General features: G+C 68.9%; 20 protein-coding genes, 1 tRNA gene and 1 pseudogene. 12 read left to right on the top strand and 10 right to left on the bottom strand.

Going from position 1 to position 20833, the window contains the following annotated elements:
- Positions 1 to 36: 36 nt before the first annotated feature.
- Genes AC1DER_RS09730 through bioB form a run of 3 tightly spaced genes read right to left on the bottom strand, consistent with a single transcriptional unit; the run spans position 37 to position 2793 of the window.
- A complete protein-coding gene (locus tag AC1DER_RS09730) occupies positions 37 to 453 on the bottom strand; it encodes an ACT domain-containing protein (RefSeq protein ID WP_477247429.1) in 417 nt (138 codons plus the stop codon).
- A gap of 22 nt (positions 454 to 475) precedes the next feature.
- The gene (gene bioF, locus AC1DER_RS09725) at positions 476 to 1699 is read right to left on the bottom strand and encodes an 8-amino-7-oxononanoate synthase (protein WP_441815580.1); all 1224 of its coding nucleotides are present in this window, start codon (positions 1697 to 1699) and stop codon (positions 476 to 478) included.
- 2 nt (positions 1700 to 1701) lie between these two features.
- Positions 1702 to 2793, bottom strand: coding sequence for a biotin synthase BioB (gene bioB, locus AC1DER_RS09720; protein WP_477247432.1), 1092 nt, complete (start codon positions 2791 to 2793; stop codon positions 1702 to 1704).
- 49 nt (positions 2794 to 2842) lie between these two features.
- Between bioB and AC1DER_RS09715 the strand changes: the two genes are divergently transcribed.
- The 3 genes from AC1DER_RS09715 to AC1DER_RS09705 all read left to right on the top strand — a co-directional run bounded on the left by AC1DER_RS09715 (position 2843) and on the right by AC1DER_RS09705 (position 6052).
- On the top strand, positions 2843 to 3583 hold the full coding sequence (locus AC1DER_RS09715; protein WP_477357911.1) for a ComF family protein: 741 nt from the start codon (positions 2843 to 2845) through the stop codon (positions 3581 to 3583).
- Between the two features lie 112 nt (positions 3584 to 3695).
- A complete protein-coding gene (locus AC1DER_RS09710) occupies positions 3696 to 5171 on the top strand; it encodes an Hsp70 family protein (protein WP_477248073.1) in 1476 nt (491 codons plus the stop codon).
- A gap of 320 nt (positions 5172 to 5491) precedes the next feature.
- The gene (locus AC1DER_RS09705) at positions 5492 to 6052 is read left to right on the top strand and encodes an HdeD family acid-resistance protein (protein ID WP_477248074.1); all 561 of its coding nucleotides are present in this window, start codon (positions 5492 to 5494) and stop codon (positions 6050 to 6052) included.
- A gap of 252 nt (positions 6053 to 6304) precedes the next feature.
- Here AC1DER_RS09705 and AC1DER_RS09700 read toward each other — a convergent pair whose 3' ends face one another.
- A complete protein-coding gene (locus AC1DER_RS09700) occupies positions 6305 to 6877 on the bottom strand; it encodes a Rid family hydrolase (RefSeq protein ID WP_477248076.1) in 573 nt (190 codons plus the stop codon).
- Between the two features lie 67 nt (positions 6878 to 6944).
- On the opposite strand from AC1DER_RS09700, the gene AC1DER_RS09695 reads away from it, so the two are divergent.
- Entirely contained in the window at positions 6945 to 7499 is a 555-nt protein-coding gene (locus AC1DER_RS09695) for an HdeD family acid-resistance protein (RefSeq protein WP_477248078.1), read from the top strand.
- Between the two features lie 22 nt (positions 7500 to 7521).
- On the opposite strand, the gene ubiA is transcribed toward AC1DER_RS09695, so the two are convergent.
- Entirely contained in the window at positions 7522 to 8430 is a 909-nt protein-coding gene (gene ubiA, locus AC1DER_RS09690; RefSeq protein WP_477248080.1) for a 4-hydroxybenzoate octaprenyltransferase, read from the bottom strand.
- Positions 8431 to 8598: 168 nt separating this feature from the next.
- Here ubiA and AC1DER_RS09685 point away from each other — a divergent pair.
- The 5 genes from AC1DER_RS09685 (at position 8599) to zapE (ending at position 13099) form a co-directional block, all read left to right on the top strand.
- Positions 8599 to 8675, top strand: a tRNA-Arg gene (locus AC1DER_RS09685).
- A 111-nt stretch (positions 8676 to 8786) separates the two neighbouring features.
- A complete protein-coding gene (locus AC1DER_RS09680) occupies positions 8787 to 9302 on the top strand; it encodes a c-type cytochrome (protein ID WP_441815588.1) in 516 nt (171 codons plus the stop codon).
- Between the two features lie 117 nt (positions 9303 to 9419).
- A complete protein-coding gene (locus AC1DER_RS09675) occupies positions 9420 to 11177 on the top strand; it encodes an ExeM/NucH family extracellular endonuclease (RefSeq protein WP_477248083.1) in 1758 nt (585 codons plus the stop codon).
- 105 nt (positions 11178 to 11282) lie between these two features.
- Positions 11283 to 11975 carry an alpha/beta hydrolase gene (locus AC1DER_RS09670; RefSeq protein WP_477248085.1) on the top strand — a complete coding sequence of 231 codons (693 nt, stop codon included), beginning with the start codon at positions 11283 to 11285 and terminating at the stop codon, positions 11973 to 11975.
- Positions 11972 to 13099: a cell division protein ZapE gene (gene zapE, locus AC1DER_RS09665; protein WP_477248087.1), complete on the top strand. Its 1128-nt coding sequence runs from the start codon at positions 11972 to 11974 to the stop codon at positions 13097 to 13099. Before AC1DER_RS09670 ends, zapE begins: the two co-directional genes overlap by 4 nt.
- 43 nt (positions 13100 to 13142) lie before the next feature.
- Here zapE and AC1DER_RS09660 read toward each other — a convergent pair whose 3' ends face one another.
- The 4 genes from AC1DER_RS09660 to AC1DER_RS09645 all read right to left on the bottom strand — a co-directional run bounded on the left by AC1DER_RS09660 (position 13143) and on the right by AC1DER_RS09645 (position 18971).
- Positions 13143 to 14492: an APC family permease gene (locus AC1DER_RS09660; RefSeq protein ID WP_477248089.1), complete on the bottom strand. Its 1350-nt coding sequence runs from the start codon at positions 14490 to 14492 to the stop codon at positions 13143 to 13145.
- A 57-nt stretch (positions 14493 to 14549) separates the two neighbouring features.
- Positions 14550 to 16127: a BCCT family transporter gene (locus tag AC1DER_RS09655; protein WP_477248091.1), complete on the bottom strand. Its 1578-nt coding sequence runs from the start codon at positions 16125 to 16127 to the stop codon at positions 14550 to 14552.
- Between the two features lie 180 nt (positions 16128 to 16307).
- Complete coding sequence (locus tag AC1DER_RS09650; RefSeq protein WP_477248093.1) at positions 16308 to 18215, bottom strand: M61 family metallopeptidase; 1908 nt, start codon at positions 18213 to 18215, stop codon at positions 16308 to 16310.
- Positions 18216 to 18341: 126 nt separating this feature from the next.
- Complete coding sequence (locus tag AC1DER_RS09645; protein WP_477248095.1) at positions 18342 to 18971, bottom strand: DUF938 domain-containing protein; 630 nt, start codon at positions 18969 to 18971, stop codon at positions 18342 to 18344.
- 135 nt (positions 18972 to 19106) lie between these two features.
- Between AC1DER_RS09645 and AC1DER_RS09640 the strand changes: the two genes are divergently transcribed.
- The 3 genes from AC1DER_RS09640 to AC1DER_RS09630 are packed head-to-tail and all read left to right on the top strand — an operon-like array spanning position 19107 to position 20329.
- Positions 19107 to 19403, top strand: a complete 297-nt coding sequence (locus AC1DER_RS09640; protein WP_477248097.1) for an I78 family peptidase inhibitor — start codon at positions 19107 to 19109, stop codon at positions 19401 to 19403.
- A 3-nt stretch (positions 19404 to 19406) separates the two neighbouring features.
- Positions 19407 to 19895, top strand: a complete 489-nt coding sequence (locus AC1DER_RS09635; RefSeq protein ID WP_477248099.1) for a guanyl-specific ribonuclease — start codon at positions 19407 to 19409, stop codon at positions 19893 to 19895.
- The gene (locus AC1DER_RS09630; RefSeq protein WP_477248101.1) at positions 19892 to 20329 is read left to right on the top strand and encodes a barstar family protein; all 438 of its coding nucleotides are present in this window, start codon (positions 19892 to 19894) and stop codon (positions 20327 to 20329) included. The genes AC1DER_RS09635 and AC1DER_RS09630 overlap by 4 nt, the downstream gene beginning before the upstream one ends.
- Before the next feature lie 4 nt (positions 20330 to 20333).
- Here the strand turns inward: AC1DER_RS09630 and AC1DER_RS09625 are convergent.
- Positions 20334 to 20684, bottom strand: a pseudogene (locus AC1DER_RS09625) (tetracycline resistance MFS efflux pump); the annotation flags it as partial.
- Positions 20685 to 20833 lie beyond the last annotated feature (149 nt).

Genomic DNA, 20833 nt, shown 5'->3' with positions numbered 1-20833 from the left:
GTGCCGGGAATCATCCCGGCAGCCGATTATCCGTGCTCAGCGCGCCGACGCCTGCACCGAAAGCGCTGAAAGCGCAGAAAGCACTGCAAGCGCCTCCTCGCGTCGTTCCGCCGCGACCAGCAGGTGGTCGTGGTGGAAGCCGGCCAGGACGTTGCAGGGGATCTGGTGCCGCGCCAGCGCGGTGGCGACGGCTGCGGTCAGTCCGACCGCTTCGAGCGCCGAATGCACGCCCAGGCTGAGCCAGGCGGCGCGGAAATCGTAGGACAGGCGCAGGGCATCGGCCTTGGCGCGGGGCAGCACGTAGGTGACGCCTTCGTCCTCGCGGACGCTGGCCTCCGACAGCGCCGCCAGGCCAGGATCTGCGACGGGCCGGCTGACGAAGACAAACTCGCCGTCGCGCGCGGTGACCTGCAGGCTGGCGAGCAGGCGCGCGAGGTCGCGCTCGCCGCTCACCGGTGACCGTTCACCGGCCACCTCATCGAACCAGGGCGAGATTGCGCTCGGGCAGGCCGGTCATGCCGAGGTTGAGGCGGTCGCGGGCCTTGGCGATGGCATCGACCAGGCCGTCGACATCGCCGGCGCCATGCAGTGCCGAGAGCGTCACGCGCAGACGCGCGCGGCCTTCCGGCACGGTCGGCGGGCGGATCGCCGCGACCCAGTAACCGGCCTGTTCGAGCGCCTGCGCCATGGCCAGTGCGCGGTCGTCTTCGCCGCACAGGACCGGCTGGATGGGCGTTTGCGAGTCGAGCAGGTCGAGGCCGAGGCGCTGGGCGCGTTCGCGGAAGCGACCGGTCAGTTCCTCGAGCTTGTTGCGGCGCCAATGTTCGGTGCGTGCCAGCTTGACCGCGGCCAGCGTCGCCGCGGCCTGGGCCGGCGGCAAGGCGGTGGTGTAGATGTAGGTGCGCGCGGTCTCGGACAGGTGCCCGATCAGGTCGGCGTCGCCGACGATCGCCGCGCCGTAGCCGCCCAGGGCCTTGCCCAGCGTCGCCAGTTGCAGGGGTACGTCGGCAGTGCCGAGCTTGGCTGCGGCGACGGTGCCCCGGCCATCCGGGCCGGCCACGCCGATGCCATGGGCATCGTCGACATAAAGCAGCGCCTTCTGCACGCGTGCGACCAGGGCCAGCTCGCGCAGCGGGGCGACGTCGCCGTCCATGCTGAAGACGCCGTCGGTGGCGATCATCGCCATGCCTTCGGGCATGCCGCGCAGCTGGCGGATGGCGCCCTCGGCATCGGCATGCGGGTAGCGGCGCAGGCGGCAACCGGCCAGGCGCGCCGCGTCGATCAGGCTGGCATGGTTGAGCCGGTCCTGGACGCAGACGTCGTCATCGCCCAGCAGCGACTGGATCACCGCCAGGTTGGCCATGTAGCCGCTGCCGAACAGCAGCGCGCGCGGCGCGCCGAGCCAGTCGGCGAGTTCGCGCTCGAGCGCGTCGTGGATGGCGTGGTGGCCGCAGACCAGGTGCGAGGCGACGCCACCGGCGCCCTCGCGCGAGGCCGCGTCCTGCAGCGCGCCAACCACGGCGAAGTGCTGCGACAGGCCGAGATAGTCGTTGCCGCAGAAGTTCAGCAGGGAGCGGCCGTCGACCACGCAGCGCGCACCATCGCGCTGGGTGACCGTGCGCCGGACGCGAACGCGCGCGTTCGCCACGCGCTGTTCGCGCGCTGCCTCGATACGCTCACGCCACGTCTCCCGGCCCATGGCTAGGCCGCCCGGGTCGGGCAGAACGACGAAGACGACGGATCGACGTCGACTTGTTCGACGATATCGGCGTGCACGGTGGTCCCCTGTTGAGTGACCTGCATCGGTCGCAGGCCCAGTCGGGCAAACAATGCCATATCCCGCTCGGTGTCGGGATTACCGGTCGTCAGCAATTTCTCACCGTAGAAGATGGAATTTGCCCCGGCGAGGAAGCAAAGGGCCTGCAGCTCGTCGCTCATGGCCTCGCGGCCGGCCGAGAGGCGGACCATCGAGCGCGGCATCAGGATCCGGGCCACGGCCACGGTGCGGACGAATTCGAACGGGTCCAGCTGCTCGGACCCGGCCAGCGGCGTGCCCTCGACCTGGACCAGGCGGTTGATCGGCACCGAGTCCGGGTGCGCCGGCAGGTTGGCCAGGGTCTGCAGCAGGCCGGCGCGCTGTTCGCGCGTCTCGCCCATGCCGACGATGCCCCCGCAGCAGGTCTTCATGCCGACGTCGCGGACGTGCGACAGGGTGTCGAGCCGGTCCTGCATCTCGCGGGTGTGGATGATCTGGTTGTAGAACTCCGGCGCGGTGTCGAGGTTGTGGTTGTAGTAGTCCAGGCCGGCCTCGCGCAGCGCCTGCGCCTGCGTGCCCGAGAGCATCCCCAGCGTCGCGCAGGTCTCCAGGCCCATCGCCTTCACTTCCGAGATCATGGCCGCGACCTTCGGGATGTCGCGGTCCTTCGGCGAGCGCCAGGCCGCGCCCATGCAGAAGCGGCTGGCGCCGGCGGCCTTGGCCTGGCGGGCCTTTTCGATCACCGCCTCGGTGCTCATCAGCTTCGTGGCTTCGACGCCCGTGTGGTAGCGGGCGGCCTGCGGGCAGTAGCCGCAATCCTCGGGGCAACCGCCGGTCTTGATCGACAGCAGCGTGCTGACCTGGATTTCGGCCGGGTCGAAGGTCTCGCGGTGGACCTGGCCGGCGCGGTGCAGCAGCTCCGGGAACGGCAGGTCGAACAGGGCGCGTACTTCCGCGCGCGACCAGTCGTGGCGCAGGGCGGTGAGGTCGGCGGCGGGGGTCGAGGAAGGGGAAGGCGCAGCGCTTACAGCTGACATATGGCTTTTCCGACAGTTGCGGCGGGACAGGGCCGGCAGTCTGGAAAGCGTGGCCGGCACTGTCAACCAAACAGGGGGCGATCAAGTTGACGGGGCGCCGGGAGGCTGGCTGCGGCGCCTCGGCGCGGCCCTGTGGCCGCCACGCTGCCTGCTCTGCGCCGACCCGGGCGATGACGGGCTGGATCTGTGCCGGGCCTGCCACGCCGACCTGCCCTTCAACCTGGGCGCCTGCGCACGCTGCGCCCTGCCGCTGGCGACCGCCGCGACCACCTGCGGCGGATGCCTGCGCCGGCCGCCGCCGCAAGCGTCGGCCCGCGCGGTCTTTCTCTATGCACCGCCGCTGGACCGGCTGCTGCCACGGGTGAAGTTCCATGGCGACCTCGCCAGCGCCCGACTGCTGGCGGCGCTGATGGCGCGCAGCCTGGCCCGCGCCGAGCCGCCGCAGGCGCTGGTGCCGCTGCCCCTGCACCGCTCGCGGTTGCGCCGCCGCGGATACGACCAGGCGCTGGAACTGGCGCGTCCCCTGGCGCGCGCACTGCAGCTGCCGCTGCGCGATGACCTGCTGTTGCGCCGGCGGGCGACCGCACCGCAGTCGACGCTGGATGGCGATGATCGCCGCCGCAACGTGCGCGATGCCTTCGCGGCCCGCGTGGGTGCCGCTCTGCCGGCGCACGTCGCCGTGATCGACGACGTCATGACCACCGGCGCCACGGCGCGCGCCGCGGCCACGGCCCTGCAACGCGCCGGCGTGGCGCGGGTCGATGTCTGGGTGTGCGCGCGGGTGGCCTGATCAGTCGATGCGATCAGTCGGTGCGATTAGTCGGTGCGATTAGTCGGCGTGCTCGAAGCGTTGGCGTCAAACTGACAGGTCACACCGGCAGAACACGACACAGAGCAGCGCCATGCGGATTGGAATCGACTTCGGGACGAGTTATTCAGCCGCGGGTGCGGTCGTCGACGGCCAGCCGCAGCTGATCCGTTTCGGCGACGACCGGCAGTTTCGAACGACGGTGTTCTTCCCGCTGCGCATGCCCGATGTCGCGCAGTTCGAATTGACGCCCGAACTGGAAGATCAGGTGGGGGCGCTCGTCGCCGGGGCGCGCCGCGACCAGACCCAGGACCAGGCGCGCGTACAGCGCCTGCGCGATGAAGCCATGCGGCGGCCGGAGCACCAGCGCGCACAGGCGCTTGCCCTGGTGCCAACAGCGCGCAGGCAATCGGATCACGAGATCCACCGTGCCGCCGTGGTCGCGGTGCGCCGGCAATGGGCGGCCAATGAGATCCGCAAGGCGATGGATGCCGGCGCGGACGTGCAGAACGCGCTGTACGGAGACGAAGCCGTCAAGGCGTACATGGCCAGCGGCAGCGGTCATCTCGTGGTCTCGCCCAAGTCGATGCTGGGCTACAAGCTCGAGGGCAATGCGCGCGAGGCGCTGCTGCGGATCGCCACGCAGTTGCTGCGGCACATCCGCACCTCGGCATCGGCGCAGCTTGGCACCGAGGTGCGATCGGCGCTCATGGGCCGGCCGGTGCGATTTCGCAGCAGCATGAAGGAAGCAGGCGGCGCGCAGGCGTTGGAGATCCTGACGGACGCGGCCTGCGCGGCCGGATTCGATTCGGTCGATTTCCTCGAGGAACCCGCGGCGGCGGCCTTCGGCTATCACCGCGGCGTGGCCACGCCACGCCGGACGCTGATCCTGGACATCGGCGGCGGCACCACCGATATCGCGCTCGCCAATGTCGGCGGGCCGGCTGCGGCGCCGGTCATCGACGGTTCGTGGGGCGACCCGGTCGGCGGCACCGACGTCGACATCGAGCTGAGCATGCGCGGCGTCATGGCGCTGTTCGGCAAGGGCGTGACGCCGACCGCGGTGCACCGCTACTACGAGGCATCGACCGTGCATGACCTGGAGCGGCAGAACAGGTTCAAGCACGCCTCGTTCAAGCATGTCGAGGCCCCTTTCGGCGCCCGTCTGGAACAGCTCAAGCTGCCCGGCCACACGGTGCGCCTGAACCGTGCCGTGGAGCAGGCCAAGATCCGCCTGAGCGACGAGGACCGGGTCGAGTTCGAACTCGACTACATCGAAGACGGCCTGCAGGTGCGCCTCGACAAGGCGCGGCTGGAGGACGCGGCCAGCCCGTTCCTGCGCCACCTTTGCGACCTGATGCGCCGCGCCAGGGCGGAGCTGCCCTACGAACCGGAGGTCGTGTACCTCACCGGCGGCATGTCGCGTTCACCGTACGTGCCGGTGGCCGTGCGGGACGTCTTTCCGGACGCCGCGATCGTCACCGGCGACGCGTCGCTCGGCGTGGTGACGGGGCTGGCGCACGCTGCGGCGGCTGGCCAGAGCGAGTGGAAGCCGGCACACAAGGAGTAGGCCGAAGCGCATTTGGATACCTGGAGGTAACTTTGTTTTGACGTTTGTTTACCTATAAGTATTCATTCGCGTTCCGGACCGCGGCCTCTGACGCTGACCCAGAACGGCGCCGTCGGGTTTACCTGGGGCGCGCGAAGCGTCCCGGCCGATCGCGTTAGGCGGACCTACCTGGAAGCGATCCGTGCAGCGGACCGTGGCCAGTACGCACTGCTGGCGGAGTTCGTCCGAGCCTAGTTGCGGGCCTGGAAACCAGACGGCGACTTGACCTGACCGCGGCCGCGCCGTATCCATGCAGCGACTTTCACCGACTGGAGCAGGTGATGGGCAGGATCGAGGACGAATCGGTCGCGCGCAGTGGCTGGGTGTTCGTGCTGTACGGCGTGATCGCGCTGGCGTTCGGCATCGCGATGCTGTGCTGGCCGCAGCGGACCGTGCAGGTGATGGTGATGGCCTTTGGCCTGCTCGCCCTGATCGACGGTGCGGTCAGCCTGCTCAGCGTGTTCCGCAAGGACATCTCGCTGCCGAACTGGTTGCTGATCGCGTACGCAGCGGCATCGATCGGACTGGGCGCGCTCGCCCTGTACCAACCCCTGTGGCTCGCCGAAGCAATGTTGTGGCTGCTGGCGTTGTGGCTGATCGTCGCCGGAATCGCCCGCCTGGTGTTCGCCTCGCTGCTGCGCAAGCTGGTCAGCGGCGAATGGCTGCTGGCACTGAGCGGCGCATTGGCCATCGCCCTGGGCGTGCTGTTCCTGGCCAAGCCCGACATCGGCCTGAACACGATCGCCTTGTGGGTCGCGGTGGGTGCGCTGCTTTATGGCGTCGTGCAACTGCTGCTGGGATGGCGCCTGCTGCGGCGGCAAGCGTCGCGCAATGGCGGATAGGAGCGCACGAAGCAACGTCCATCGGTTCCCGCCTTCGCGGGAATGACGGCTTGAGGAACGAAGACCGGGTAATGAAACGCTGGAGCGTCGTCCGCCGGGTCGGGGATTGCGCAGCAGCGGGACATGGATGTCCCGCGCCCCGCATCGGACAGGATGTTCGACTAAGGGGCGGAGCAATCCCCGGCCCGGCGCACGACGCCCTTCGGAAGCCACAAGCCTCACGCCCAACGCCCAACACCCAACACTAGACGCCTAAGGTGCAGTCGGCACCGGAATATCCGCCTTCGCCTTCGCGCCCGAACCAATGATTGCCTCAGCGCGGATCTCCATCGGCGCGTCTTTCGAGTACAGCGCCGTGGTGCCGACCGCCGTCCACGCCGGGTAGTGATCCTTGAAGAACTCGCGGTGCACCTTCAGCACCGGCTCGATGCGGCGGCGAAATTCGTCGTGGTCGCGCGCGACGTGAAAACTCTGCAGCTCGACGATGTCGGCCATCGTTGCACCGACCGTCGCAAGGTGTGCCTTCATCTGCTCGAACGCCCAACGGATCTTGTCCTCTTCGGTATCGCCCTCGGCCGCGGGAATCCCCGAGATGATCACGCGATCGCCGATGCGCACCACCGGGCTGTAGTGCAGGCCGTGGTACGAATCTTCCCAGCCGGCGGGTGCCAGATGCTCTCGCACCGGCGCCTGCTGGGCCTGGCTGGACGTGGCGGCACAGATCAACAACAACGACAGGCACAGGCGAGGCATGGGCGGACTCCGGCACTGGGATACGCCGATTGCAGCGCAATTGACCGGCCGCTGCCAGTCACGAACGTGCATTTGGGCTTCACGCGCTCCAAACCGCCCCGCGTTCACCCTGCCCGCCATCGACGCAAAGGAGATCGCGATGAGCCGCAGTGGATTGTTGGCAAGCCTGGGACGCAGCTGGTGGGTGCTGGTGGTGTACGGCGTGATCGCCGTGCTGTTCGGCATCAGCGCATTCGTCTGGCCCGGCAGCACCGCGATCGCGATGGCCTGGGCGTTCGGCGTGATGGCGCTGGCCGAAGGCTTGATCAGCGTGTTCGCCCTGTTCCGCAAGGACGTCACTGTGTCCAAGGGCTGGCTGGCGCTGTATGCCGTGGCCTCGATCGCGTTCGGACTGATGGCCGTGATGCACCCGCTGGCCGTGGCCGGCATCCTCCTGCTCCTGCTGGCGGTGTGGCTGGTGATCGCCGGCATCTGGCGCATCGTCCTGGCCATCCGCGTGCGCAAGGAGATCGAAGGCGAATGGCTGATCGCCCTGAGCGGCGTGCTGGCGATCGCACTGGGCGTGATGTTCTTCGCCCGCCCGGCGGCAGGGCTGGTGACGGTGGCGCTGTGGATCGGCGTGGTCGCGCTGTTCTACGGCGTGCTGCAGATCATCGCCGGCTTCCGCCTGCGCAAGCTGGCCAGATACGTCTAGGCAGGCGCGTCAGTCGTCCACGTCAGGCCGTGGGCCCGCGCATCGCGTAATCGAGCGCGATGCCGGCGAACGCCGCCAGCCCGACCCAGTGGTTGTGCAGGAACGCGCGGAAGCAGGCCGCGCGTTCGCGGGTGCGGGCGATGACGAACTCGTAGACGACCAGCGCGAAAGCAACCGCCACGCCGGCCCAGTAGTAGTCGCCCATGCCCGCGCGCTGGCCGACCAGCACCAGTGCGCCGAAGAACAGCGCGTACAGCACGCCTTGCGCGACCAGGTCCATCTCGCCGAACAGGATCGCCGTCGACCGGCTGCCCATGCGCAGGTCGTCGTCGCGATCGACCATCGCGTACCAGGTGTCATAGGCGGTCGACCAGACGATGTTGGCCGCGTACAGCAGCCAGGCCAGCGCCGGCACCTCGCCGCGTACGGCGGCGAAGCCCATTGGAATGCCCCAGCCGAAGGCCACGCCGAGGTAGACCTGCGGCAGGTGGGTGTAGCGCTTGAGATAGGGATAACTGGCCGCGAGCAGCACGCCGATGAAGCTCATCCAGATGGTGAGCCGGTTCATCGTCAGCACCAGGGCGAAAGCCGCCAGCATCAGCACAGCGAACAGCGCCAGCGCCTCGCGCCCGCGCACCTCGCCGGTCGCCAGCGGGCGGTCCCGGGTGCGTTCGACGTGGGGGTCGAGCCAGCGGTCGGCGTAGTCGTTGATCACGCAGCCGGCCGAGCGGGTCAGCCAGACGCCGGCGCTGAAAACGAACAGCGTCCACAGCGGTGGCATGCCCTCGGCCGCCAGCCACAGGCCCCACCAGGTCGGCCACAGCAGCAGCAGCCAGCCGATCGGGCGGTCGCCGCGGACCAGCTTCCAGTACAGGGCCAGGCGCGCCTTCCACGGCTCGACGGGCGGGGTTTCGAAGCGTTCGTAACTCATATTCCAGCGACTGATGATGGTCGATTGGCGCCCGGAGGGCGCGAAATGCGGCTTGAAGGCGGCCGCGGCAGCCCGTGACCGGGCATTTGCAGATAGAATGCCAGCCCCGCGCGGAGCGACTGTGATCGGATTCATCCGGTCAGGCCATTCGCGCAGGATCTTAGCCAGGCGCCCGTAGCTCAGCCGGATAGAGTAGTGGCTTCCGAAGCCATTGGTCGGGGGTTCGAATCCCTCCGGGCGCGCCACTTCCATGTCCCAGGCCTGCTGTGGCCTGGAGCACGGGGGCGGGCTTTATACTGGCCACTATTCGTCGAAGCTACGCGTGCCCGGCAAGGGTGCGTGCCATAGGTGGGTTTGTGCGCAATTACGACCTTGAGTTCCTTAAGAAATTCTCGATGGTGATCGGCTTCCTCATGCTGGTCACCGTGGGCCTGATGGTGGCTGCGAGCTTCGTGCACGACCAGCTGCCGCCGGAGATCAACCCCGACGTGGCCAAGCGCACCGCCGAACGCATCGCGCCGGTCGGCTCGGTCTATGCCGGCACCACCGGCGCCGCGGCCCAGGCCGCCGCTTCGGCCGCTGCCGCTGCCCAGGCCGCCTCGCAGGTCGCCTATGGCGGCACCACCGACGGCTCGGTGATCTTCAACAACCTGTGTACCGGCTGCCACACCTCCGGCGCCGGCGGCGCGCCGACGCTCGACAAGGCCCACTGGGCCGAGCGCATCGGCAAGGGCAAGGACACCCTGCACAAGCACGCCATCGAAGGCTTCACCGGCACGTCCGGCGTGATGCCGGCCAAGGGCGGCAACCCGGCCCTGACCGACGAGCAGGTCATGGCCACGGTCGACTGGATGCTGGGCAACCTGAAGTAAGCGCCGGCATCGCCGCCCGCTTTGCACGACGCCGCCTCCGGGCGGCGTTGTCGTTTCTGGCGAGCCAGTGCCGTCATTCGTCGTGATAATGCGCGACCGCCCTGCTGCCAACGCGCCATGACCCCGACCCGCCCGACCGCTTTCGCCCTGCTGCTCGTGCCGTGCCTGCTGGCCGGCTGCAACACCCTTTCCAGCCCTGCCGATGCCATCGCGATCGGCCGCGTGCAGGGCACCGGTGCGCAGAGTCCGCTACTGGGGCAGACGGTCACCGTCGAGGGCGTGGTCAGCGCAGGCGCCAAGGGGGGCGGCTGGTTCCTGCAGGACGACGGCGACGGCGACGAGGCCAGCTCCGATGCGATTTTCGTCGCGGGCAACGATGCCGGCGACCGGATCGTGCCCGGCGACCGCGTGCGGGTGCGCGGCGTGGTGGTCGAACAGGCCCGTGGCCGCGCCAGCCGCACCGCCCTCGAACAGGCCCAGGTGCAGCGCCTCGGGCACGGGACGGTGACGCCGGTCGCCGTGGCCGAAGCGGTGGCGGACTGGGAACGGCTGGAAGGCATGGCGGTGCGGATCCAGGCGCCGGTGTTGCTGGCAGACAGTGGCGACCTGGGCAAGCGCGGCCGCGTCCTGGCCAGCGTCGGTGCGCGCCTGTGGCAGCCGACCGAGCGCGCCGAGCCGGGTACCGAGGCCGCGCGCGCGATCATTGCGGACAACGCGCGCCGACAGCTCTGGCTCGAAGCCGGCGACGGCGACGGCGAATTGGCGGTCGCATGGCCCGAGGGCCTGGCGCAGGCGCGCAGCGGCAGTCGCCTCGACGGCGTCAGCGGCATCCTCGACCAGGCCGACGCCGGTTATCGCCTGCAGCTAACGTCGCGCCCGAGCCTGGTAGCCGCCCCGCGGCCACAGCCGCCGATGGTGGCCGGCGACGTCCGTGTGGCGGCGCTGAACCTGGAGAACCTCTTCAACGGCGATGGCCACGGCGGTGGTTTCCCGACCCCGCGCGGCGCACGCACCCCGGCGGAACTGTCGGCGCAGCTGGCCAAGCACGTCGCCATCATCAGCGCCCTGGATGCCGACATCGTCGCCCTGATGGAACTGGAGAACGATGGCTACGGCCGCGACTCCAGCATCGCCTCGCTGGTCGATGCGCTCAACGCCGCCGGCGCCGGCGGCGCGAGCTGGCGCTTCGTCGATGCCCGCCAGGGCCCGGGCGACAACGCGATCCGGGTCGGCCTGATCTACCGCGGCGACCGCGTTCGCGCGCAGGGCCGTCCGGTGACAATGGAAGGCGGTCCGTTCGGGCCGCACAGCCGCGCGCCGATGGCGCAGGCGTTCGTGCCGATCAAGGACGGTCGCGTCGATGGCGCGACGCTCGTCGTCATCGCCAACCACTTCAAGTCGAAGGGCTGCAGCGGCGCCGAAGGAGACGATCGCGACCAGGGCGATGGCGCCGGCTGCTGGAACGCCACGCGCACCATGTCGGCGCGCCTGCTCGCCAGCTTTGCCATCGCCAACCCGACCGGTCACGGCCGCTCGCTGACCCTGCTGGTGGGCGACTTCAACGCGTATGCGCGCGAATCGCCGCTGCGCGCCTTCGAGGAGGATGGCTGGCGCGACGCGTTCGCTGTCGCGGCATCCAACAGTGATGCCCCCAACAGCGAGGCCCCCTACAGCTACGTCTACGACGGCAAGCTCGGCCGGCTCGACCATGCCCTGCTCAGCGCGGACTTGGCGAAGCGCCTGCGTGGCGCCGCCGAGTGGCACAGCAATGCCGATGAACCCGAGAGCGCCGGTTATCGCGGCGGCGGCGCCGGGCCGTGGCGCAGCTCCGACCACGACCCGCTGTTGCTGGGTTTCGACCTGCGCGGGCGCTGAAGCCGAGCAATGGATCCCGGCGTTCGCCGGGATGACGGTTCTGGTGGAAGGTCCCGGGGCCGTCGGATTACGGAGCCTGAACCCGCCTCCCCGTATCATGAGCGCATGAACACTCCCGCGTTCCCCACCGACGCCGCCACCACGTTGCTGCTGGATGGTCCGGCCGGCGCGCTCGAACTCACCGTCGAGGCGCCCGAGGCGCCAGCCCGGCCGGTCGTGGCGATCATCTGCCACCCGCTGCCGACCGACGGCGGCACGATGCACAACAAGGTGGTGACGATGACGGCGCGCGCACTGCGCGAGTCGGGCGCGGCCACGGTGCGCTTCAACTTCCGTGGCGTTGGCGCCTCCACCGGCAGCTTCGACCACGGCCACGGCGAGGCCGACGACCTGCGCGCGGTGGCTGCATGGGTGCGCGCGCGGCGCCCGGACGCGCAGCTGTGGCTGGCCGGTTTCAGCTTCGGCTCCTACATCACCCTCAAGTGCGCGGCCGAACTCAAGCCGGGCATGGTGATCTCGATCGCGCCGCCGGCCGCCGGCCGCAACTGGGACTTCAGCAAGATCGTGCCGCCGGAGTGCCCGTGGCTGGTGATCCAGGGCGAAGCCGACGAGATCGTCGACCCGCAGGCCGTGTACGCCTGGCTCGACAGCCTCAAGCAACTGCGGCAGCCGCCGGAGCTGGTGAAGATGCCCGACACCAGCCACTTCTTCCACCGCCGCCTGATCGACCTGCGCGGCGTGATCAAGCACGGCGTGAAGCCTTACCTGCCGCCGGAACAGGCGCCTCAAGACGCATGAGCACGGTCGTCCTGGACGCGGCCCCGACCGGAACGCCGTCCACGCTCTATGCCGCCGGTGTCGCCCGGGGCGACTGGAACGACGATCCGGCCCAGCATCCCGCGCTGCGCGAGCTCGACCGTATTCATGCCGCGCTGCGCGAGCCGCGCAGGCGCGGGTTGCTCGACGGCCTGCTCGGGCGCAAGCCGCAGGCTGCGCTGGGGCTGTACCTGTGGGGCGGTGTCGGCCGCGGCAAGACCTTCCTGATCGACCTCTTCTTCGATTCGCTGCCCGTGGCCGGCGACGACGCCATCGGCAAGCGCCGCACGCACTTCCACCGCTTCATGCGCGAGGTCCACGCGCAGTTGCACGCGCACGCCGGCGAGAGCGATCCACTGGCGTCGATCGCGCGCGAATGGGGCCAGCAATTGCGCGTGCTGGTGCTCGACGAGTTCTTCGTCAACGACATCGGCGACGCGATGCTGCTTGGCCGCCTGCTCGAACGCCTGTTCGCCGAGGGGGTGGTGCTGGTCACCACGTCCAATACCGAGCCGCGCAACCTCTACAAGGACGGGCTGCAACGCGCCAGCTTCGTCCCCGCGATCGCGCAGCTCGAGCGCTATTGCCGGGTGCTTCATCTCGACAGCGCCCACGACTACCGCCTGCGCGCGCTGACCCGCTCACCGGTGTACCGCGCCCCGCTCGATGCCGCCTCCGACACCTGGCTGGGCGAGCGCTGGCACGAGCTCACCGCGACCTGCCCGCGTGAAGACGGGCCGCTGGTGATCGACGGCCGCCAGATCCCGGTGCGCGCGCTGGCCGAGGGCCACGCCTGGTTCGATTTCGCCGCACTGTGCGAAGGTCCGCGCGCGGCCAGCGATTACATCGAGATCGCCACCGAGTGCCACACGGTGCTGGTCGGCGGCATCCCGTTGTTCGACGGCAGCAACGACGACCCGGCGCGACGTTTCGTCCACCTCATCGACGAGCTCTACGACCGTCACGTCAACCTGGTCTGCACCGCGGCCGTGGTCCCGACCGCGCTGTATGCCGGCAACAAGCTCGCCCACGCCTTCGAGCGCACCGCATCGCGCCTGATCGAAATGCAATCGGCGGAGTACCTGGCGCTGGAGCATCGCGGCTGAGGATCGACGCAGCCGCGGCACCCGGTCATGCCGGGGACACTGCTCAGATCGCCGACTTGCGCGCGCCGCGGCCGCGCATCGCCGCCAGCACCGCGTAGACCACCACCAGCGCCGTCAACGACAGCGCGATCGCCACCCATTCGTTCTCGGTCAGCGTGGCCAGGATCGCGGCCATGGTCAGCACCGCCAGGCCCGGCACCAGCGGACCGCCGGGAAGCACCAGCGGTTCGCCCTGGCCACGCAGGTTGATCCGCTGCGCCCACCACGCCGACACCGCGACCGCGGCGAACACCAGGCAAATGGCACCGCCGGAAATCAGCGCCAGGGTCTCGAAGCTGCCGGCCACGGCGAGCACGATGGCGACGGCGGCATGGGCGAACAGGCCCAGCATCGGCACGCGATGGCGCACGTCGACCAGGCCGAAGGCGCGCGGAAGGAAACCGTCGCGGCCCAGCGCGAACAGCAGCCGCGACGACGAGAACAGATTGCCCATCAGGAAGCCGAGCATCGACACGCAGGCCGTCACCAGCAGCAGCGTGCGTCCCGGTGACCACAGCGCGTGGGCGGCGTCAGCGATGGGGGCGGTGCTGGCAGGCAGGTTGTCGCCGACCATGCCCTGGCACACGGCCTGGATGCCGATGTAGAGCAGCACCACGATCACTATTGCGCTCATGGTTGCGCGCGGCACGTGCCGGGCCGGATCGCGCACTTCGCCCGACGGCACCAGCGCGGTCTCCATGCCGGCATAGGCGAACACCACCAGCACCAGCGACGAACCCAGCGCCGACCACGACGGCACATCGGCCCAGGCAAAGCTGACCTGTTGCCAGTCGACGAAGAACAGGCCCAGCGTTGCCAGCAGGAACAACGGAGTCAGCTTCAGCGCCGCCAGCACCACGATCATGCGCGCGCCGAGCTTGACGCCGAATGCGTTGAGGGCGAACAGCGCGCTGTACACCGCGGCGATGAGCAGCGCGCGCGGCGAGGCCAGCGCGAACTGCGGATAGGCATGCGCGACCTGGCTGGTCAGCGCCGCGGCAACGCCGGCGCTGGAGGCGACGTTGCAGATCCACATCAGCGCCCCGGTCAGGAAACCGGCAAACGGCCCGAAGCAGGCGGTGACATAGGTGTACGGGCCGCCGGTGGCCGAGGCGCGGCTACCGACCGCGGCGAAACACAGGGCGATGGGAATGATCGCCACCGCACCGGCGACGAAGGCCAGCGGCGCGGCCTTGCCCATGCGCGCGACCAGCAGGGCCGGCAGCATGAAGATGCCGGCGCCGACGATGATGTTGATGATCGAGGCACCCAGCTGGAACGAGCCCAGCGAGCGCACCAGCGCAGCTTCCCCCCGTAGCGACGTATCGGAGGCAGTGCCGGGGGCGTCCGTCATTGGGCTTGCATCGGTCCTGGGTTGCGGGGGAGGGTCGCACATAGGTGCTGTGCATGTCTAAGCCGTTCCGCCGGGCGGCGCCTGATCGTTGCCGCCGGCCAGGCTGCGCTCGCGCTCCTGCGTCAGCCAGCGCAATTCCGCGCGGTGCAGTTCGCGCGCTTCGCGTTCGCGTCGGCGCAGATCCTGCGAGAGCACGCGATGCAGCGACACCATTACTGCCACCAGCAGCAGCGCGAACGGCAACGCGGCGATGATCACCACTGCCTGCAGCGCATCCAGCCCGCCCGCGGCCAACAGCGCGACCGCTATGGCGGCCTGCATGACGCCCCAGACCACGCGCCGCGACAACGGCGGATCCCCCGCGGTGTCACTGGACATGCTGGCCAGCACCAGCGTGGCCGAGTCGGCCGAGGTGACGAAGAAGCTCAGCAGCAGCACGATCGCAACCCAGGCCAGCAGCGTCGCCATCGGCAATTGCCCGAGCATCGCGAAGAGCACGTGCTGGTAGCCGTGCTCGAGTACCGCCAACAGGTCGACGCTGCCGAAGATCTGCTGGAACAACGCGGTTCCGCCGAACGCGGCAAACCACAGGAAGCTCACCAGCGCCGGGCCGAACACCACGCCGACGACGAACTCACGCAACGTGCGCCCATAGGAAATGCGCGCGAAAAACGCACCCACGAACGGCGCCCAGGAAATCCACCAGGCCCAGTAGAAGATCGTCCACTCGCCCACCCAAGAGCTCTGGGAGAACGGCGCCATGCGCAGGCTCATCGCCGGCAACTGGTTGAGGTACGACCCGAGCGTGGTGGTGAAGGTCTCGAAGATGAAGCCGGTCGGCCCGAGCACGATGACCAGCGCAAGCAACAGCGCCGCCACGGCCATGTTGAAGTTCGACAACCACTTGATGCCGCGATCCAGACCCGTCGCACTGGACGCCATGTACAGCACGAATGCCACGCCGATCACCACCAGCTGCGTGGAGAAGCCACTGGAGATACCAGTGACATGGTTCAGGCCCGCACTGATCTGGGTCGCGCCCAGGCCCAGCGTGGTGGCGACACCCACGGCCGTGGCCACCACCGCCAGCACATCGACAGCGTGCCCGGCGACGCCGTGCACATGCTTGCCGATCAGCGGCTCGAGCAGATCGCTCACCAGCCCACGAGCGCCGCGATTGAACTGGAACCAGGCCATCGCCAGCCCCAGCAGCGCGTAGATCGCCCACGGGTGCAGGCCCCAATGGAAGAACGCATAACGCACGGCCGCGCGCGCGGCCTCGCTGCTGAGCGGAGCAATGCCTTCGGGCGGCTTGCTGTAGTGCGACAACGGCTCGGCCGCGCCCCAGAACACCAGGCCGATGCCCATGCCGGCCGAGAACAGCATGGCGAACCACGACCCGCGCGAAAACTCCGGTTCGGCATTCTCGCCACCGATGCGCAGCGTGCCGAGACGGCTGAAGGCGACATAGCCGAGGAACACCAGCACCCCGAACACGATCACCAGGTACAACCAGCCGGCGCCGGACAGCGTGATGGCCTGCACCTGCTGGCTCCAGTGGCCAAAGGCCTCGGGCGCGATCACGCCGGCAAGGACGAGCAGAGTCAACAGCGCGACCGACAGTCGAAACACCATGTCGCGTCTCCGCGGTCACGAGCAGGTGCCCAGATTAGCCGCACCCATGCGAAGCCTTTGTGCTGGACCGCATAAGTGCCGGAAGGCACGTCGCTGGGTCCCCGCCTTCGCGGGGATGACGGCCCTTCGAACGAAGACCGGGCAATGAAGCGCCCGAGCGTCGAAGCAATCAGCCCGGAACTACTTCGGGGCGAAGATCTTCGACAAACGATCCTGCGTGCCGGCAATCCGCTCCAGGTGCGGATACTTCAGCCCATCGCGATAGTCCAGGTGCACGGTCCGTACCACCTCACCGTGCTTGACCACCAGCTCGATCGGCCGGGACCCATCGCGATTGGCCTTGACCGCATCCTTCAACCGATCGTTCTCGAACGCGTAACCGTTGACGGCCAGCAGCGTCGCACCCGGCGCGATACCCGCATCGAAGGCCGGACCATCCCAACGCACCCCACTGACCGTCGCATCCTTGCTCGACACCGACATGCCCAGCGAAGCACTGAAATCGGCCGACTTGCGATCCGCTTCGATCGCCTTGTGGTACGCACTGGGCGTATCGGTGTAGACCAGCTTCCAGCCACTGGCGGCCAGACCGTCGAGCGGCGCCGCATTGGCGTCGACCCGCTCGCGCAGGAACGTCGCCCAGTCATACGCCGCCACACCGTTGAGCGTGCGCGCGACCTCATCGAAGTCGTAGGTGTTGACGTCCCAGTCGCCGTCCTTGACCCCGAAGAACGCCTTGGCGAAATCGTCCAGCGAACGCTTGCCGCCGGTCAGGTCGCGCAGCTTGTTGTCGACCGCCAGCCAGATCAACTGGCCCGCACTGTAGTAGTCCTCGCTCATCTGCCAGCTGCGATACGCCTGCGGCTTGCGCGAATTGATGATCGGGTCGAGCGTGGTGTCCTGGACGTTGCGCCAGGCAAAACCCGGGCGATCGGTGCTGTAGGTCGAAGCGACCAGCGCCAGCGCATCGCGCGCCTGATCCTGCGTCCACAGGCCCGAGCGCGCAGCCAGCACGTAACCCCAGTACTGCGTCTGGCCCTCGTACACCCACAGCAGCGTGTCGCTCATGGGCACGTTGAAGTTGGGCGTGGTCAGGTCGGCCGGGCGACGGTACTTGCCGTTCCAGGAATGCGTGAACTCGTGCGGCAGCAGGTCGCGGTCGGCGGCGTTGGCAGCCCAGTCGGTGAAGTATTCCGGGCCGACGCCATTTTCGCTGGAGCGCTGATGCTCCAGGCCATTGCCGCCCATCTGGTCCGACAGCGAGAACAGGAAATCGTAGTGGTCGTAGTGACGCGCGCCATAGAGCTTGTAGGCCTGCGCGACCAGCTTGCGATGGGCCTCGATCTGCTCCGGCTTGGCCTCCAGGTATTTCGGATCGTCGGCGACGATGTTCAGCCGCACCGGCACCTTCGCGCCGGGGTCGAGGTCGACCTGCTTGAAGTAGCGGCCGGCGTAGACCGGCGAATCGAGCAGCGTGTCGAACGGCACCGGCTTGTAGCGCACCGTGTCGCCTTCCTTCGACGCCACTTCCAATGCGGTGCCGGCCTGCCAGCCGCTGGGCAGCTTCAGCGCCGGGGCGATCTGGATGCGGCGCGTGTAGTGGCCGGCCGGGTACAGCGCGACCTGGTTCCACTGCAGGTTGAGCATGTCCTGGGTCATGGTGATGCGACCCTGTTCGCCGGCGGTCGGCGTGAGCACGTCGAAGCTGACATCCAGGCTGCTGACGCCTTCGGGCACGACCAGCTGGAACGCATAGACATCGAGCGGGTCGCGGCGCCACTGGATGCGCTGGCCGTTGCCGCTGATCTTCAGTCCAGCGACGCGGTTGACCGGGCCGCTGGGCGAGTGGTTGCCCGGAATCCACTGCGGGTACAGCAGCGTCAGCGGGCCCGGCTGCACCGGGATCTGCTGGCTGGCGCGGAAGACGCGGTGGTTGAGGTCGGTGGCATCGATGGTCAGCGCCAGCGTGCCGGGATAGACCACGTCCTGCGGGGGCGCGGTCTGCGCCTGCGTGACGGGTGCGGCGAGCAGCGTGGAAACCAGCAACGGCAGTGCGCGCAGGCGCGGCGCAGAAGAACGAAGAAGCATTACCAACCCCTGTGGAAGACGGCCAACCCCGCATCGTTACGGGGGTTGGCGCCTGCGCACCCCTGCCATAGGCCACGGATGACGTGACGACGCGCACGTTCGCCAGCTTCGGCAAAGTCTCCGTCGTCAGCGCGACACAGCCACGGCGTCCCGCTTCCACACCAGGCAGCGGTTGTTGGCCGGCATCGCCACGTCGGCCACCAGGCGCAGGCCGATCGCACGGGCCAGCGCATCCACCTCTGCGGAGTCGCGTATGCCCGAGCGCGGGTCGCGGGCCTTCAGCCAGCCGTCGAAGTCGCGATTGCTGTCGCTGCTGTACTGGCCGTCGTAGTTGAAGGGCCCGTACACCACGACAACCGCGCCCGCGGTGAGCACGGTGGCCAGGCCGGCGAAGAATGCGCGCACTTCCGGCCAGGCCATGATGTGCAGCGTGTTGGCGCTGAACACCGCGTCGAATCGGCCGTCGTCGTTGTCGGCGCGCGGCCACGGTCCGGCCGCCACGTCCAGTTCGACCGGGGCCGGCGTGTTGGCCAATGCCGCCTCGTCCAGCCACATCGCAATCCCGGGCAGCGAGGCCGCCTGGTCGCTGCATTGCCATCGCAGCCACGGCATCGCCGCGGCGAAGTACACCGCGTGCTGGCCGGTGCCGCTGCCGACTTCGAGTACATCGCGACGGTCGGCGAACTGCTCACGCAGTACGTCGAGGATCGGATCGCGGTTGCGGTCACAGGCGGGGGCGTAGGGGCGCTCAGTCATGGCCGATTTATAGCGCAGGCGCGCGTCAGGGGGCGTCGTCACGCCAACCGGCTATCCTCCATCGCGTTTACGCCCCGCACACGGCACCGGGCGCACGGTGCGCCCAACCCACGCAGACCCTTACGGAGAATCCCCATGTTCCGCAGCCTTACTTTCGCCGCGATTGCATTGACCCTGGCCGGCTGCGCGTCCGCACCGCCCGCTGCGGGTGGCGCCGTTCCCCCGTCTGGCGTGTGCAACGTCGAAGCCGCGCGCTGGGCCATCGGCCAGGGCGTCAACGACGACATCGTCAACCGCATCCTGCGCGATACCGGCAGCCGCGAATCGCGCGTGCTGCGCCCGGGCCAGGCGGCCACCATGGATTTCCGCGAAGACCGCATCAACGTCGACGTCAACGACCGCGGCGCGATCACCGGCCTGCGTTGCGGCTGATCGATGCAGCGTCGCCACCTCGGCCTGCTCGCCGCCATCGTCCTGATCGGGCTTTGGCTGTGGACCCGGCATTCCGGATACGGTGAGCTGCACGCGCCGGTGACCGCACCTGCTGGCCAGGTGTCGGCGCCGACGTCCGAGCCGGTGTCCGGGCCGGTTCCTGCGCCGTTGTCTGCGCCCTCCAGCGCTGAAGCCAGCCAATACCCCGCTTTCCTGCCGCGCGAGGCCCGCAATGTCCTGGGCCGCATCGCCCAGGGCGGCCCCTACGCGCACCGACAGGATGGCAGCGTGTTCCAGAACCGCGAGAAGCGCCTGCCCCCGCAACCGCGCGGCTATTACCGCGAGTACACGGTGGAGACTCCTGGCTCGGATGACCGCGGCGCGCGCCGCATCATCACCGGCGGCGATCCACCGGCCGAGTTCTGGTACAGCGACGACCACTACCGCAGCTTCCGCCGCTTCGAACCACCAGCGATGGAGGCACGCCGATGAGCGCGACCGACCTGCGTTCGATCCTGGCCGATCCGGCCCACAGCGGCGCCTACTTCATCGATGCGCGCGATACCGAATCGATGGCGCAGGCCGGCGCGGCCCTGGACTACGCGGTGCTGCGCATCGACCTGGCCGGTTGCAGCGACAAGGCGGCGCTGATGCAGCGATTCGCAGCCGCCGCGCGGTTCCCCGACTGGTTCGGCGGCAACTGGGATGCGCTGGCCGACAGTCTTGCCGACCTGTCATGGATGCCGGCCCCCGGCTACCTGCTGCTGGTCGAGCACGCCGATGGCTGGCGTGCCGGGCACGGCGAGGATTTCGACACGCTGCTCGACATCCTCAACGAGAGCGCCTTCCGCTGGGCCGGCAACAACACCGCGTTCTGGGCGCTGCTGCCGTTCCCCGCCGAACAGCTGGCGGCGCTGGAAGACTGAAAGTTCAGCGCGCCTGCGCGGCCACCACCGGCGTGGCTTGCACCGGAACCCGCGCATAGCGCCACGCGATCACCACCGCGACGCACAGCAGGCCCGAAGCGATCAGGAACGGTGCGCCCGGCAGGTGAACCGGCGCGCGGTCGTCGATGAAGTAGCCGAAGCTGCCGGCGAACACCGCCGGCCCGATGATCCCGGCCAGGCTGACCAGGCTCATCAGCGCACCCTGGATGCGGCCCTGCACGTCCGCGCCGACCTGGCGCGTGATCAGCGCCTGCGTCGACGGCGCCGCCAGGCCCCAGATCGCCGAGATCGGCAGGCCGATCAGGAACACCCAGCCGACGTCGGCGAAGCCGTAGTTAGGCGGCCATGGAAGCATTCGCGAACCGTGTAAGGGGCAAATCCTTCCTCTGGCTCTGCCTCTTGGTTGGCCTGGGCAGCGTGCTCTTGGTCGCGCTCTCACCCGCCGCGTATGATGCTGGCTGGGCGGTTATTGGACTCTCCTTG

The sequence above is a fragment of the Lysobacter sp. 05T417 genome (genome assembly GCF_056396405.1).
Note: the sequence above shows the minus strand (reverse complement) of the source record. Positions and strands in the feature narration are given on the sequence as shown.

What these genes read in the sequence shown, in the direction of transcription:
- AC1DER_RS09645 (WP_477248095.1), bottom strand. Translation starts at nt 18,971, where the DNA reads ATGACTGAGCGCCCCTACGCCCCCGCCTGTGACCGCAACCGCGATCCG.
- AC1DER_RS09700 (WP_477248076.1), bottom strand. Translation starts at nt 6,877, where the DNA reads ATGCACGTTCGTGACTGGCAGCGGCCGGTCAATTGCGCTGCAATCGGC.
- bioB (WP_477247432.1), bottom strand. Translation starts at nt 2,793, where the DNA reads ATGTCAGCTGTAAGCGCTGCGCCTTCCCCTTCCTCGACCCCCGCCGCC.
- AC1DER_RS09710 (WP_477248073.1), top strand. Translation starts at nt 3,696, where the DNA reads ATGCGGATTGGAATCGACTTCGGGACGAGTTATTCAGCCGCGGGTGCG.
- zapE (WP_477248087.1), top strand. Translation starts at nt 11,972, where the DNA reads ATGAGCACGGTCGTCCTGGACGCGGCCCCGACCGGAACGCCGTCCACG.
- AC1DER_RS09630 (WP_477248101.1), top strand. Translation starts at nt 19,892, where the DNA reads ATGAGCGCGACCGACCTGCGTTCGATCCTGGCCGATCCGGCCCACAGC.
- AC1DER_RS09670 (WP_477248085.1), top strand. Translation starts at nt 11,283, where the DNA reads ATGAACACTCCCGCGTTCCCCACCGACGCCGCCACCACGTTGCTGCTG.
- AC1DER_RS09650 (WP_477248093.1), bottom strand. Translation starts at nt 18,215, where the DNA reads ATGCTTCTTCGTTCTTCTGCGCCGCGCCTGCGCGCACTGCCGTTGCTG.
- AC1DER_RS09640 (WP_477248097.1), top strand. Translation starts at nt 19,107, where the DNA reads ATGTTCCGCAGCCTTACTTTCGCCGCGATTGCATTGACCCTGGCCGGC.
- AC1DER_RS09675 (WP_477248083.1), top strand. Translation starts at nt 9,420, where the DNA reads ATGACCCCGACCCGCCCGACCGCTTTCGCCCTGCTGCTCGTGCCGTGC.
- AC1DER_RS09660 (WP_477248089.1), bottom strand. Translation starts at nt 14,492, where the DNA reads ATGACGGACGCCCCCGGCACTGCCTCCGATACGTCGCTACGGGGGGAA.
- ubiA (WP_477248080.1), bottom strand. Translation starts at nt 8,430, where the DNA reads ATGAGTTACGAACGCTTCGAAACCCCGCCCGTCGAGCCGTGGAAGGCG.
- AC1DER_RS09635 (WP_477248099.1), top strand. Translation starts at nt 19,407, where the DNA reads ATGCAGCGTCGCCACCTCGGCCTGCTCGCCGCCATCGTCCTGATCGGG.
- AC1DER_RS09695 (WP_477248078.1), top strand. Translation starts at nt 6,945, where the DNA reads ATGAGCCGCAGTGGATTGTTGGCAAGCCTGGGACGCAGCTGGTGGGTG.
- bioF (WP_441815580.1), bottom strand. Translation starts at nt 1,699, where the DNA reads ATGGGCCGGGAGACGTGGCGTGAGCGTATCGAGGCAGCGCGCGAACAG.
- AC1DER_RS09705 (WP_477248074.1), top strand. Translation starts at nt 5,492, where the DNA reads ATGGGCAGGATCGAGGACGAATCGGTCGCGCGCAGTGGCTGGGTGTTC.
- AC1DER_RS09655 (WP_477248091.1), bottom strand. Translation starts at nt 16,127, where the DNA reads ATGGTGTTTCGACTGTCGGTCGCGCTGTTGACTCTGCTCGTCCTTGCC.